This is a genomic window from Thermoanaerobacterium sp. PSU-2, assembly GCF_002102475.1.
In the GTDB taxonomy this organism is placed as follows: Bacteria; Bacillota; Thermoanaerobacteria; order Thermoanaerobacterales; family Thermoanaerobacteraceae; genus Thermoanaerobacterium.
In genome coordinates, this window is sequence record NZ_MSQD01000025.1 from 1 (window position 1) to 14,080 (window position 14,080).

Here is a 14,080-nt window from a genome sequence, read left to right on the forward strand (position 1 = left end):
TCATCTATAGTATAAATAGATTTTTACCATCAAACATATCAAATATTGCTGGCAGTCTTATACTTATTATGTTAGGCTTATGGTTTATTTTAGACTATTATAAGAAACGGAAAACAGATACTTTTGACTTTAAGAATAATTACGAAATCCTGATTAATTCAAAAATAGAAGGAAATGATAATTTAAAATATATAGATATGAAAGAATCTATTATTCTTGCTTTTGGTTTAACAATAAACAATTTAGGTTTAGGAATTGGAGCAAGCATTACAGGACTTAACATATATTTTACTACATTATTAACAATTATTTTCAGTTTATTATCCATTCTTTTGGGTTTTATCATAGGCAATACTTACTTAGCCAAAGCGTTTGGCAGTTATGCACCATTAGTTTCAGGTATTTTAATTGTTTTTTTGGGTATATACGAAATTTTCATTTAAATCGTTAAATCTTTATGCTATATAAGAAATTTCCCATCTTTTAGAGGTGGGAAATTTCTTATATTTATTGTTAAATTAATGAATTTATAAATTGACCAGATGGCATCAGCATTGTTTGAATTAATGACGCATCAAGCATTCCAGTTGAATCATAAATTCCCATATTGTTATTGACTAAAGACATCGTTTCATTTGCATAGTCTGTAAGAGGACTTTCAGCTATTTGCCCAGCAAATTGACCTACATTTACAGCCAATCCATCAAATCCAGCAAAGGCTGCTTGTACAGTGCTAAAATTGTTCTGTATTGCATTATTTAAAGTATTTTGGTCTATCGAAAGAGTCATGTCTGGATTTTGAGTAATTCCAATGGCTTGTAAATTTGATGCCTGATATTCATAGCTTTGAGTAAGCTCTGAAGCAACAAGAGGACTTATATATTGCTGGTTCTGATTCACATATGTTAACATCTCGTTGTAGTCATTGACAAAATTATTTATGCTGTCGCTTATGGATTGCGTATCAGGCGCCACTGTCACTGTAGCATTGCTTACAGTCTTATTAAATGTCATGGTCAAGTTGTTATTGTCAACATTGACGGTATTTGTTTGAGATGTACCACTTACTCCATTAATAGTATAATTTGCGTTTGTTGCTTCTACTGTTACTGTATTTGCGCCAGTATATGAAACTGCATTGCCGCTGACATCTGTCAACGTGAATGCATTATTTGTTCCAGTATTATTTGCATTTATTTCTAACTGGCTCGTACCAAGATATGGATTGTTATTTACAATGGCTGTAATCCCTATATTTGCAGAGTTAATTGCTTGAGCCATATTATCTAAGACAGTTTGGTTAGTGTCTCCTTGATTGACATTGAAAGATATATTATACTGTTGCCCACCTACTTGTGCTGTAAAGCTGTATGTTCCAGGTGTAAGGCTTGTAACACTATTGCTTGACAAACTTGTCCCATTGTTCTGTTGTGCCATGGCAAGCTGATTTACAGTAACACTATAGGTAGAAGCAGTTGCACCTGGTTGAGCTGATACACTTATGGAATTTGGATCACTGGATGTAGCGACCATCTGGTTAAAAACATTATCAGGCGATGTAAGTTGCAACTGTGACGCCGTTTCATTTAAATTATTTGCGTAACTATTCAGCATGACAAGGGCATTTGTCGATTGCATTGGCAACTGTTGGTTCTCCATATCTGTGTACAATGCTTGCTGTGCGATTTGAGATATATTGTCAGAAGAAATATTTGATAGTGAAGTCAATGGATTGCTCGTATTAAAAAGATAGCTGTAGTCGCTGTAATAAGGATACATCATATACATATAACTTGTATCAAGATAGCTTGCCATATTTTCACCTCCAATCTTTTTATTTTTTTATCGGTAAAACTGTTAAAATTTTTATAGAAGACATCAATTTTTTGTTAATTGCCCAATAAAGTATTTTTAACGAAGGCTTCACAGAAATCTCTAGTCCTATATATGGTAGCAAGTTCCATCTTCTATAGGATGGAATAGGTTCACAATTGATTTTTAGAGTGATTTGGTTTATGCTATAAGAGTAATCTTTTGTTTAGCGCATCGGAGTGATAAATGATGACATTGATTAAGTCAAAAAAATCAGCTATCTTACTTTTTCTGCTATTAGTAATAATAGGATTTACTCTTTTTTATGGAAAAAGCTTATTTGTCAAACATAATTCCGCAAGCAGTGTCAAATCTGCTAAAATTGTATCTAAGATAAAGACTAAAAAAACAAGCAACAAGCCAATAACAACTGTTGTTGCTACTACAGAATATCCGAGTAAAAGTAGTACAAGTAAAATTACATCTATAATATCATCAAACGCAATACCTGACAATGACATATTGTCGCTGGTGGACAGAAGCAATAGAAATGAACTCTTTGAAAGCCCAATACCTCTTAATACTCCTATATTCAGCAGTAACAAAAAAGCCAAAAAATTGCTGGCGCTTACATTTGATGATGGACCTTCAAAAGAGTTTACTAAAAAATATGTAGATGTTTTAAAAAGCTTAAATATAAAGGCGACTTTTTTTGTTGTAGGAAAAATGGCGGAAAAAAACCCTAATTTACTTAAATATATTGCAGAAAACGGCGATGAAATAGGTATTCATTCATACAGTCATAAATATATGCCTCTAATGCCACCTGAGCAGATGATTGACGAGTTTTATAAGACGCAGGCAATTGTTGTCAACGTAGCGGGAGTAAAACCCGATTTATTTAGACCTCCATATGGAGCGTTCAATAATACTCTCGTGAAAATATCAAATGCACTGGGACTTCATGTTGTGCTTTGGACTGTTGATCCAGATGATTGGAAAAGGCCCGGAATACCAAATATAATTAATACAATTGTATCAAAATCATCTTCTGGCTCAATCATTCTTATGCATGAAGGCAATTCAGAAACATTAGCAGCATTGCCACAGATAATTACAAAACTTAGATCTAAAGGATATTCTTTTGTGACAGTATCTGAACTTATGAAAGCTTATCAATAATCAATAGTATTATATAGCTACTTCATGTTCCGCCTCATGCTGGACACCACATAGTGGTTCACACTACCAAGCCCTCAGCGGACTTTCACTGCCAAGTTATCGCCTATACCACGAGCACATTAAAAAGAGAAAGCAGGTTAACCAATTAACCAACTTTCTCTTCTGTTTCTACCTTACCCGGCACACACGCAGTTTCGTCCATTATTTTTCGCTTCATAAAGCATATTGTCTAATCTTAAGAGTACTGTATCAATATTATCGCTTTCTTTAAAGTCAGTCGCTCCAAAGCTTGCTGTCACATTGCCAACATCGTCAAATTTTTCAGTGCTGATCTTAAGTCTCAATACTTCTGCTATATCTGAAACATTACTTAAAGAAGTCTCAGGCAAAAGGATGATGAATTCTTCTCCACCCCATCTAGCAAAGCAATCGGTTTTGCGTATTCTTTCTTTTACAATTTCAGCGACTCTTTTTAGTACCATATCACCTGCTGCATGTCCAAAATAATCATTGACATTTTTAAAATGGTCCAAGTCAAACATGATAAGCGAAAAAGGCTTTTTATTCCCTTTTGTCATTTCTACTTCTTTTTCAAGTACATCCATAAAGAAACGCCTATTGTATATACCTGTAAGTAGATCAGTAACTACAGTTTACAGTTATAGTATTCAAAATTTCGTTTTTCTCCATAAGATCATTTTCAATTTTTCTTTGCGACAACTTTATAATTTCATACTTTAGCCTTCATTGAAAATTTTATATGCCTTCAAAAATTTGTCAGACATTTCTTTATCACCTAAGCCATCGTATATCTTATAGTACAAAAGGTAAAATCTCGGATCGTCTGGATTGACCTTAGATTTTTTAAGCATGTCCAGTGCTTCGATGAAATTATCATTATCAATTAAGTTTTCTATTTCGTTTATTAAATTATTTGTATCATTCTCTTTCGTTTTTTCATGTTCATCAATCATTTTTTCCAAAACAGATTTAACTCTTTTAACAGTAAATGGTTTTTGTATATATTCTACAGCACCTAATTTTGTGCACTCAATCGCATTTTTTATCGTGGCAAATGCCGTTATTATTATGACCGGCGTTGTTATCCCACAAGACCTTATCTTTCTTAAAACTTCGGTGCCACTTAAAAGCGGCATTTTAATATCTATAAACGCAAGCTCTACATCCCCATTTTTTAATATTTTAAGCGCTTCTTCACCGTCTTTAGCCGTTATAACATTATATCCTTCTGATTCAAGGCAAGTAGTAAGAAGCATTCTAATATTCTTAGTATCATCTGCAACTAAAACTTTCTTCATAAAATTTACCCTCTTTCATCGCATATAGGAAGTGTAAACATGAAATTGCTTCCTACGTCTATATCGCTTTCACACCATACTTTTCCACCGTGAGCCTCTACAATCTCTTTTACGACAGCAAGTCCTAATCCTGTACCTTTAATCTCAAATTCATCATCATTTTGTACGTGAAAAAACTTATCAAAAATTTTATCTTTGTATTCTTTCGGTATACCTGCACCAGTATCTTTAACAGAAATTTGCATGAAGTCGCCATCAACCGACGCACTGATTGTAATATCATCACCTGCATCAGTGTACTTCAAAGCATTTGTTATGAGATTGTTTAAGACCCACGTTATTTTCTCTGGATCGGCATATACGCATGGCATATCTTCGTCAATTGTATTAGTAAGATTTACACCTTTTTCGTTTGCAATATTATATAGAGGCTTTACAGTATTTTGCGCTATTCCAAATATAGAACAACATTTAAAGTTGTACATCTCTTTGCCAGATTCAATCTTAGTAAGTTCGATTAGTTCATTAACCAATTCAGTAAGCTTTTCACTTTCTTCTTCGATTGCCACGAGTGTACTTCTTTGTTTATCATTAATCGCACCTATTTTTTCTTCTAAAATCATGCTTGTACCCATCATTATGGATGTCAACGGTGTTTTAAACTCATGTGAAATTATCGATATGAAATCGTCCTTTGCTTGATCTAACTCCTTAAACTCAGTAATGTTGTGAAAAACCAACAGTATATCTGATATTTCCGATTTATAATTTTTTATTGGGGTGATTGTAACATCATAATATTTATCACCGTATTTAACCTGCTCAACCTTGTTAATATTAAATTTTGAATCAACAATTGCATTTATTTGCTCAAAAAGCTTCTCATCTTTAACAGACAGAAGAAAATGCTTATCAATCGCATTTTTTTCTTCGATTCCAAATAACTCTTCCGCCGCACCATTTAATAATATTATTTTATAATCTGAATTAAGCACTAACAAAGGGTCATTTATACTTTTTACTATAGACAATGTCTTGTTGCGCTCATCAATTATCTTGCCTAATTGACTTTCTTCATATTGCTTAAGTCTTCTTATCATGTTATTAAATTCTACTGCTAATTTACCCAATTCATCATCCGTCTTAATTGATATAACTTGATCAAGTTCCCCTTCTTTTACTTCCCTTATAGATTTTATCAAATATTCCATTGGCTTTAAAAATCTATTGGTAAATATTAAAGATATTATGAATCCGAAAATAGCTGCTAAAAGTGTAACTAACAAAATTGTGTACATTGAATTTTTTGCATCCAACGTCGCATTAGTCTTTTTCTTAAACATAGCATCTTCGTTTAATTTGGCAAGGGAATTTAAGAGATCTTTTATATGTTCATAGTTAGGCTTTATCTTCATATTATAATAGTTCAACATGCCAACTTTATCATCTGGTGGCATCCCTTGCAAATATGAAACGCTTGTCGTAAAATTCACATACGCACTTTTTATCTCATCGACATAATTGCCTTCATTTTTTTCTGTTATATTGTTTGCTTCTACATTGTACCAATTGTAAAATACCGAATTGTCCTGATTAAATTGCTTTATGGCAGTTTGCCTGTCTTCATATATAAATGTAAGTATGGCATTGTTTTGATTTTCTAATTCCTCATTCATCAAATTAACAGCTTTTATGCTTTTATAGTTATCAATCATTAAACCATCTATAGTTTTGCTTAAATAATACATATTAATGCCAGATATTATTCCGACTATCAATACCAGTACGACAAGCACCAAATACACAATCGATATCTTGCCTTTTAACGTCTTAAACATTAAATACACCTACCTACATATATTTCACCTTTTAATAGTTAAAGTATAATTTTCAGAAAATATAAAGTCAATAAAGGATTCCTACGAAAAAACGTGAAAAAATGTGATAATTATGTGTATTAGTGAGATAATTTAATATAAAGGGATTTGATAATATGGATAATTTTTTAATGAAAATTTAATGAAACTTTTGTTTTATTTTCCCGTGTATTATAATTTACTCATGCCTAAAAGCATTGATTATTTTATTTTTTAAGGAGGAGTTTGCAGTGAATATTGAATTTACTTTAGGTGGCATAATATCACTTGTAATACTTTTTTATTTGGTTTACATGCTATTAAAAGCTGATGAATTATGATAAGTGTCAGGGAGGATTAGTATGATATATGATATTTTACAAATGCTAATATTTATATGTCTTTTAGTGATAATTACAATTCCACTTGGTTCGTATATAGCAAAGGTATTTACCAATCAGCATACATTTTTTGATTTTGTGGCAAAGCCAATCGAAAAATTTGTCTATAAAATTACAGGTATAGATGAAAGCCATGAAATGAATTGGAAAGAGTATGCTTTGTCATTGCTTACATTTAATTTCTTAGGCATAATCTTTCTCTTTATTATACTTGTATCACAAGGCAAATTGCCATTAAATCCACAAAAATTACCTGGAGTTTCATCATGGCATCTTGCTTTAAATACAGCAGTAAGCTTTGTAACAAACACAAACTGGCAAGCATATAGTGGTGAAACAACCGTAAGTTACTTAACTCAAATGTTAGGGTTTACAGTTCAGAACTTTTTATCTGCTGCTACCGGACTTTCTGTTGCGATTGCTTTAATTAGAGGCATAATGCGACATTCCACGAAAGATATAGGCAATTTTTGGGTTGATATCACAAGATCAATAATATGGATTTTTTTGCCTCTTTCATTAATTCTTTCTTTAATCCTTACACAACAGGGAGTAATACAAAACTTTAGTAGCTATATTAAAGTACATACATTAGAAGGACTAAAGCAAGTCATAGCAATGGGTCCTGTGGCTTCTCAGGAAGCAATTAAAATGTTGGGAACAAACGGCGGAGGCTTTTTTGGCGCAAATTCCGCACATCCTTTTGAAAACCCAACGCCACTTACAAACATGTTAGAAATGCTGGCAATACTTGCTATACCAGCTTCATTGCCATATGCATTTGGTAAAATGGTAAAAAACACAAGGCAAGGATGGGCTATTTTTAGTGCCATGCTTATTTTATTTGTCATCATGTTGGGTACGACATATTATTCAGAAAAAACCGGCAATCCAATCATAAACCACATAAATATAACTGGTCCATCTACTATGGAAGGAAAAGAAGTCAGATTTGGAATAGCTGGTTCTTCACTATTCTCAACAGTCACAACAGCCGCATCTTGTGGAGCAGTAAATTCTTCTTTAGACAGTATGACACCTTTAGGTGGACTAATATCAATGCTTCAAATAATGCTTGGAGAAGTCATATTTGGAGGTGTTGGCTCCGGGCTTTATTCAATGCTAATAGATGCCTTTTTAGCAGTTTTTATCGTAGGTCTTATGGTAGGACGAACACCTGAATACATCGGTAAAAAAATAGAATCATACGAGATGAAGATGTCAATATTGGCCATCATAATACCGGCTTCCACAATACTTATAGGAAGTGCTATTGCATCGGTTACAAAAGCTGGTACAAGTTCCCTATTAAATCATGGTCCACATGGTTTAAGTGAAATATTGTACGCATTTGCTTCGGCAGCAGGAAATAATGGAAGTGCTTTTGCCGGACTTAACTCTAACACACTTTTTTACAACTTAATCACCTCAATCGCAATGATTATTGGTAGGTTTGGCGTCATCATACCAGCGCTGGCCATTGCAGGAAGCTTGGCAAATAAAAAGATTGTTCCTGTCAGTGTAGGAACATTTCCTACTGACAATGCATTATTTTCAGTCCTTTTAGTGGGAATAGTGCTTATAATTGGTGCTTTAACATTTTTCCCAGCTCTTTCTTTAGGCCCAATAATCGAACAATTGCTGATGAATGCTGGAAGATTGTTCTAACCATGGAGGTATTAATATGAGCAAAAAAGAATCTACGCGAATGAATATAAATAGTAAAGAACTCATTAAAAATGCTTTTAAAAAATTAAATCCTGCAACACTTTTCAGAAATCCTGTAATGTTTATCGTTGAAATAGGTTCAATATTGACGACTATAATAACGATCGTGGACTTCATAAGTAAAAGTGCTGAAAGAAATTTCGACTTGCAAATCTCAATTTGGCTGTGGTTTACCATCTTGTTTGCAAATTTTGCAGAATCTTTAGCTGAAGGCAGAGGTAAGGCTCAAGCTGATGCACTTCGAAAGACAAGAAAAGATATAAAAGCAAAAAAATTAATAGGTGATAAAACTGAGGTAGTGTTGGGCTCTACTCTTAAAAAAGGTGACATTGTCTTGGTTGAAGCTGGTGATATAATACCAGGCGATGGAGAAGTGATTGAAGGTGTAGCATCTGTAGACGAAAGTGCAATTACTGGTGAATCTGCACCTGTCATAAGAGAATCTGGCGGTGACAGAAGCTCTGTAACTGCTGGTACAAAAGTCTTATCAGACTGGATAAAAGTAAAAATTTCTTCAGATCCAGGTGAATCATTTCTTGATAAAATGATAAGCCTTGTAGAAGGTGCAAAAAGACAAAAGACGCCAAATGAGATTGCATTGACGATTATGCTTATAGGACTCACTATAATACTGCTTTTAGCCACAGTCACAATTGAGCCTTACGCGATTTATTCAGGAACAAAAATATCGATTCCTACCCTCATTGCATTGCTGGTTTGCCTCATACCAACTACAATAGGAGGACTACTAAGCGCAATTGGCATAGCAGGCATGGACAGGCTCATAAAAAAGAATATATTGGCTATGTCTGGTCGCGCCGTTGAAGCTGCAGGTGACGTAGACGTGCTTTTACTGGATAAAACAGGTACAATCACATTTGGCAATAGAATGGCTACAGAATTTATTCCCGCTCCAGGTGTGACAGAAAATGAATTGGCAATGGCTGCTCAAATGTCCTCTTTATCTGACGAGACGCCAGAAGGCAGGAGCATTGTAGTCTTAGCAAAAGACAAATATGGTATAAGAGAGCACAATTTAAAAGAATTAAATGTTGAATTCATACCTTTTACAGCCAAGACTCGTATGAGTGGAATAAACATAAACAACAATAAGGAAATACGAAAAGGAGCTATCGATGCCATAGAAAATTATGTGAAAGAAAAAGGCGGTAATATGCCTGAAGAAGTTTTAAACGCAGTTAAAATGATTGCACAAAATGGCGGTACTCCTTTGGTAGTAGCAGAAAATGAAAGAGTATTAGGTGTAATACACCTAAAAGACATAGTTAAAGGTGGCATTAAAGAACGCTTCGCTGATTTACGCAGAATGGGAATAAAAACTGTAATGATAACAGGCGATAACCCAATGACTGCAAAGGCTATAGCAGACGAAGCAGGTGTGGACGAATTTGTTGCAGAGGCAAAACCTGAAACAAAGCTTAGCCTTATAAAGGAATATCAAGCAAATGGGCATTTAGTTGCAATGACAGGTGACGGCACGAATGACGCTCCTGCACTTGCTCAAGCAGACGTTGGTGTCGCTATGAATTCAGGAACACAAGCCGCTAAAGAAGCAGGAAACATGGTAGATTTAGATTCAAGCCCTACAAAATTAATAGCAGTCGTTGAGATCGGCAAACAGTTGCTTATGACACGTGGTGCATTGACTACGTTCAGCATCGCAAATGATGTAGCAAAGTATTTTGCAATAATACCAGCTATGTTTTCAGCTACATATCCTCAATTAGGCGTATTAAACATCATGCATTTAAAAACACCTGAAAGCGCTGTTTTATCGGCTATAATCTTTAATGCACTTATTATAATTGCACTTATTCCATTGGCATTAAAAGGTGTAAAATACAGACCACTGGGCGCTGCAGCAATCTTTAAGCGAAACATGCTTATATATGGATTAGGTGGGCTTATAGTACCGTTTGTAGGCATAAAAATAATAGATATGATCATCACTTTCTTAGGATTAGTTCACTAATCAAGTGTAAAATGCCGAAAGGAGATTAGACATGATTAAAAATGCCATTTTAAAAAGCATAATGCTTCTTATTGTTTTTTCTGTTTTTACAGGTTTACTATATCCACTGGCTATTTCAGGGATAGCACAATTAATTTTCCCACATCAAGCAAATGGAAGTCTGATTTACAAAGATGGCCAAGTCATTGGCTCATCTTTAATAGGTCAACAATTTAGCGACCCAAAATATTTTCACGGGCGTCCATCTTCTGCCGGCGAAACCGGTTATGATGCAACGTCCTCATCAGCTTCAAACCTTGGTCCTACAAATAAGTTGCTAATTGAAAAAGTCAAAAAATTAGCGCAGCAAGTCAGAAAAGAAAATGGCCTTAAATCAAATACCGCCGTTCCATCCGACCTTATTACATCATCAGCAAGCGGTCTTGACCCAGACATAAGTATCGACGCTGCACTTATACAAATACCAAGGATAGCTAAAGCTCGTAACATATCTGAAGAAAAATTAAAAAATCTTGTTAACGAGCATATTGTAGGGAGACAGTTAGGCATATTGGGAGAACCAAGAGTAAATGTATTAGAATTAAATATCGCTCTTGATAACCTCAAATAGCGGTACAATTTTTGTCTTTTGCTTAATTATATGGAATAACATGTATTTCAATGTTTTTTGCCGAGTTTATTAGTTTCAGCACCGTAGATCCTCTTAAAAGCGTCTCCCATTTTCTTCTGTTTGAATGTCCCATTATAATCTGTGTAATATGTCTTTCTTTGGCAAATTTAAGCAGTTCTTCTGATACGCTTTTGCCCCTTAATACAACTACTTCAGCCCCAAGCTGCTTAGCAAGCTTAAAATGGCTTTCCAATACCTCCATATCCTTTTTAGTTGGCTTTTTGGCGAAAATATTTGTGCATTCTACATACACGACTATCCATTCGCATTTGAAGCGGTGTGCTCTTCTTGCACCCCGCCTTATTAATTTTTTTACAAGCGGATTAAAACTTATGCATACCATTATCTTTTCATTTGTTTCCCAATTTTCTTGTATGCCGTGTTCCTTCATGTATTGCTCCAAGTCTTCATCAACTTCATCGGCAGACTGTCTGAGTGCCAGTTCTCTTAGCGCATTTAAATTTCCCTTGCGGAAAAAGTTTTTTAACGCTTGATCAACTTTATCGAGATTGTACACCTCGCCTCTTTTTAATCGATTTTGAAGAGCGTCAGGCGTTACATCTATGACTTCTATTTCATCAGCATTATTAACTATTGTATCGGGAATCGTCTCCCTCACTGTTATACCAGTAATCTGTTTTACAGTGTCATTTAAACTTTCTAAATGTTGTATATTCAAAGTTGACAAAACGTTTATTCCATTTTGCAGTATTTCCTCTACATCTTCATATCTTTTGTTATGCTTGCTGCCGGGGACATTCGTATGTGCCAACTCATCTACCAAAACAACTTGCGGTTTTCTCTTTAATATAGCGTCAAGATCCATCTCATACTGTACAGTACCTTTATATATGATTTCTTTTTTAGGTATTATTTCTAAATCACCAATCATCGCCTCAGTTTCTTTTCTTCCATACGTTTCTACAACACCGATGACAACATCTTGACCTCTTTTTAATCTTCTGTTTGCCTCATCAAGCATGGCATACGTCTTTCCTACACCAGGCGCATATCCTAAAAATATCTTCAACTTGCCTCTTTGACTTTTATTGGCTATTTCCAATGCCTCTTCTGGAGTAAGTCTTTTAAAACTATCGCTCATTGTATCACTCCTGAAAATTTCTTTATTTTATTAAATGTCGATTTATCTTACAATTTATTTATGATACAGCATAAATATAAGCTGTCTGCTCTAATGAATCATCGCTTAATTGCCCTATAAGCCATCCAGGACTCGTTGTCTCTGCAAAGTAATATTTTGTACCACCAACGCTGTAATATGTAAAATCGTAATCTCGGTAGAGCGGAAGTTCATTATCGTTAAATGCTATTCCAACTGCCATGTGTCCAACTTGTTGGTTTTGAGGCGGAGGAAAACAGCTTTTACAATATTTTATCATATTTTGCTCAGCAACACCATTTTATCTTTTTTTAATCTTCTGTTAACAATTTGTTCATAAAGTTTTGATATTATTTTCTTACAATTATGACACAAATACGAGGGGGAATTAAAGTTGAACAAGAAACTATTCAAATGGAAGTATATATTTATAACTTTTGGGCTAATAATTGCCATTATTATCGCATCCGTCATGAATTTAAAAACTACTTTTGCCAATCTCACAGAGAAAAAGCCTGTTCCAAATAACGACGATCCGGGACAAAGAATACTTGTAGTCGTACCACACCCTGATGATGAATCATTGGGAATGGCAGGTGTCATACAAAAAGCTATCGAATTGAAAAGGCCTATAAAAGTAGTAATTGTAACAGATGGTGAAAGCTACAAAAAAGCTGCTCAAGTCTTTACAGGTGACATCAATCCAACGCCAGCAGACTTTTATAAACTTGGACTTCAAAGGCACAGTGAAAGTTTAGCTGCAATGTCTGTATTAGGGCTTCCAAAAAATGACGTGATATTTTTAGGCTTTGCTGATGGCAGTACAAGATTTCTATGGAGCGATTTTTGGGATAACGGAAAACCCAGGATTAGCGGTGGAACAAATGTAGCATATTCTCCATATAAAGATGTGTACAAACCTGGTGTTGCATATACAGGTGAAAATTTAGAAAATGAGCTGCAGGACATCATGAAGTCATTTAAGCCTACAGATATTTATTATCCTTTAGCAGATGACGTACATCCCGATCACTGGGCTGTAAGCAACTTCACAAGGTATGCAATAGTCGCACTTAATCTAAACGTAAAAGAGCACATGTTTTTAGTTCACCATCCACAATGGCCTGTGCCATGGTTACTGATGCCAAATGACTCTCTTTTACCACCAACAGACATGAAAGACAGCAACACTGTATGGCATAGTATTCCTCTATCAAAGGAAGAAGAAGCTAAAAAAGAAGAAGCCATTAAGCAGTATACATCACAGATAAAAGTGATGGAGCCATTTTTATTGGCGTTTGTAAGGAAAAATGAGCTTTTCGGGACAAAGCCTGTCATTACGATTCCAGAAGTTGAAACAAAGCCAAACTTATACGACAAAAACATGCCTTTCTCGCTTTTAAGCATACCGGCAGGTGGAATTCTGGATCAAGAAATCTATAAAAGCGCTGATCTTACAAAGCTTGCTTCCTTCTACTATGATAATCACTTGTATATAGGTGTTCAAACACTGTCGCCTATATCTAAAAATGTAAGATACAACATCGAAATGAGGCTGTTTTACAATAACAGCATAAAGAGGATCGATTTAGGACTGGTAAATGACAAGCTCTATCAGTACAGAAAAGCCAATAATTCGCTTCTCAAATCTATAGCATCAAGACCAATAATAGACAAAAATATATTGTGGATAAAATTGAATATCCCACAAAAACAGGACTTGCGCTATATATTCATGGGTTCTGACTCAATATATAAAGGAAGACTTATCGATAAGATTCCTTGGAATTTGTACAAGATATCTAAGCAAGCATAGCCTGTTTTCATGAATAGAGGTGACTAATTTGCAAAAGAAATATTTAAAGGCAGTGATATCGCTTTTCATCATATCAGTGTTAATAATCACAGCAGTAGGCGGGTATTTTTATGTAGAAAAGTACAAAAAATCATCACAGGAGACTAAAGCTAAAGTTATAGAGGAAAATTCAAATTTGCCTAA

Annotated in this window: 11 protein-coding genes and 1 pseudogene; 6 read left to right on the forward strand and 6 right to left on the reverse strand. The window is 34.6% G+C overall.

Going from position 1 to position 14,080, the window contains the following annotated elements; translation table 11 throughout:
• On the forward strand, positions 1–443 hold a 443-nt coding region (locus BVF91_RS12695; RefSeq protein WP_143589020.1), incomplete at its 5' end, for a manganese efflux pump.
• Positions 444–513: 70 nt separating this feature from the next.
• On the opposite strand, the gene fliD is transcribed toward BVF91_RS12695, so the two are convergent.
• Positions 514–1,815, reverse strand: a complete 1,302-nt coding sequence (fliD, locus tag BVF91_RS12700; protein WP_085113724.1) for a flagellar filament capping protein FliD — start codon at positions 1,813–1,815, stop codon at positions 514–516.
• Between the two features lie 243 nt (positions 1,816–2,058).
• Between fliD and BVF91_RS12705 the strand changes: the two genes are divergently transcribed.
• The gene (locus BVF91_RS12705) at positions 2,059–2,994 is read left to right on the forward strand and encodes a polysaccharide deacetylase family protein (protein WP_085113725.1); all 936 of its coding nucleotides are present in this window, start codon (positions 2,059–2,061) and stop codon (positions 2,992–2,994) included.
• A 173-nt stretch (positions 2,995–3,167) separates the two neighbouring features.
• On the opposite strand, the pseudogene BVF91_RS12710 reads toward BVF91_RS12705, so the two are convergent.
• From BVF91_RS12710 to BVF91_RS12720, 3 genes and pseudogenes are all read right to left on the reverse strand, one after another.
• A pseudogene (locus BVF91_RS12710) lies at positions 3,168–3,641 on the reverse strand (GGDEF domain-containing protein); the annotation flags it as partial.
• Positions 3,642–3,731: 90 nt separating this feature from the next.
• Positions 3,732–4,313 (reverse strand): response regulator, encoded by a 582-nt coding sequence (locus BVF91_RS12715; protein ID WP_045410556.1) that lies wholly within the window; start codon positions 4,311–4,313, stop codon positions 3,732–3,734.
• A gap of 5 nt (positions 4,314–4,318) precedes the next feature.
• Positions 4,319–6,151, reverse strand: a complete 1,833-nt coding sequence (locus BVF91_RS12720) for an ATP-binding protein (protein ID WP_085113727.1) — start codon at positions 6,149–6,151, stop codon at positions 4,319–4,321.
• Positions 6,152–6,531: 380 nt separating this feature from the next.
• Here BVF91_RS12720 and kdpA point away from each other — a divergent pair, with 380 nt between their 5' ends.
• Genes kdpA through kdpC form a run of 3 tightly spaced genes read left to right on the forward strand, consistent with a single transcriptional unit; the run spans position 6,532 to position 10,901 of the window.
• Positions 6,532–8,238 (forward strand): potassium-transporting ATPase subunit KdpA, encoded by a 1,707-nt coding sequence (gene kdpA, locus BVF91_RS12725; protein WP_085113728.1) that lies wholly within the window; start codon positions 6,532–6,534, stop codon positions 8,236–8,238.
• A gap of 16 nt (positions 8,239–8,254) precedes the next feature.
• Entirely contained in the window at positions 8,255–10,291 is a 2,037-nt protein-coding gene (gene kdpB, locus BVF91_RS12730; protein ID WP_085113729.1) for a potassium-transporting ATPase subunit KdpB, read from the forward strand.
• 31 nt (positions 10,292–10,322) lie between these two features.
• Positions 10,323–10,901 carry a potassium-transporting ATPase subunit KdpC gene (gene kdpC / locus BVF91_RS12735; protein WP_085113730.1) on the forward strand — a complete coding sequence of 193 codons (579 nt, stop codon included), beginning with the start codon at positions 10,323–10,325 and terminating at the stop codon, positions 10,899–10,901.
• A gap of 22 nt (positions 10,902–10,923) precedes the next feature.
• Here the strand turns inward: kdpC and BVF91_RS12740 are convergent, their stop codons facing one another.
• Positions 10,924–12,063 (reverse strand): universal stress protein, encoded by a 1,140-nt coding sequence (locus BVF91_RS12740; RefSeq protein WP_085113731.1) that lies wholly within the window; start codon positions 12,061–12,063, stop codon positions 10,924–10,926.
• A 58-nt stretch (positions 12,064–12,121) separates the two neighbouring features.
• A complete protein-coding gene (locus BVF91_RS12745; protein WP_085113732.1) occupies positions 12,122–12,361 on the reverse strand; it encodes a hypothetical protein in 240 nt (79 codons plus the stop codon).
• Between the two features lie 114 nt (positions 12,362–12,475).
• Here BVF91_RS12745 and BVF91_RS12750 point away from each other — a divergent pair, with 114 nt between their 5' ends.
• Entirely contained in the window at positions 12,476–13,897 is a 1,422-nt protein-coding gene (locus BVF91_RS12750) for a PIG-L deacetylase family protein (RefSeq protein ID WP_085113733.1), read from the forward strand.
• The last annotated feature ends 183 nt before the right edge of the window (positions 13,898–14,080 follow it).

Coding starts and splice junctions, on each gene's coding strand:
- BVF91_RS12745 (WP_085113732.1), bottom strand. CDS start 12,361: ATGATAAAATATTGTAAAAGCTGTTTTCCTCCGCCTCAAAACCAACAA.
- kdpB (WP_085113729.1), top strand. CDS start 8,255: ATGAGCAAAAAAGAATCTACGCGAATGAATATAAATAGTAAAGAACTC.
- BVF91_RS12705 (WP_085113725.1), top strand. CDS start 2,059: ATGATGACATTGATTAAGTCAAAAAAATCAGCTATCTTACTTTTTCTG.
- BVF91_RS12740 (WP_085113731.1), bottom strand. CDS start 12,063: ATGAGCGATAGTTTTAAAAGACTTACTCCAGAAGAGGCATTGGAAATA.
- fliD (WP_085113724.1), bottom strand. CDS start 1,815: ATGGCAAGCTATCTTGATACAAGTTATATGTATATGATGTATCCTTAT.
- kdpA (WP_085113728.1), top strand. CDS start 6,532: ATGATATATGATATTTTACAAATGCTAATATTTATATGTCTTTTAGTG.
- BVF91_RS12715 (WP_045410556.1), bottom strand. CDS start 4,313: ATGAAGAAAGTTTTAGTTGCAGATGATACTAAGAATATTAGAATGCTT.
- BVF91_RS12720 (WP_085113727.1), bottom strand. CDS start 6,151: ATGTTTAAGACGTTAAAAGGCAAGATATCGATTGTGTATTTGGTGCTT.
- kdpC (WP_085113730.1), top strand. CDS start 10,323: ATGATTAAAAATGCCATTTTAAAAAGCATAATGCTTCTTATTGTTTTT.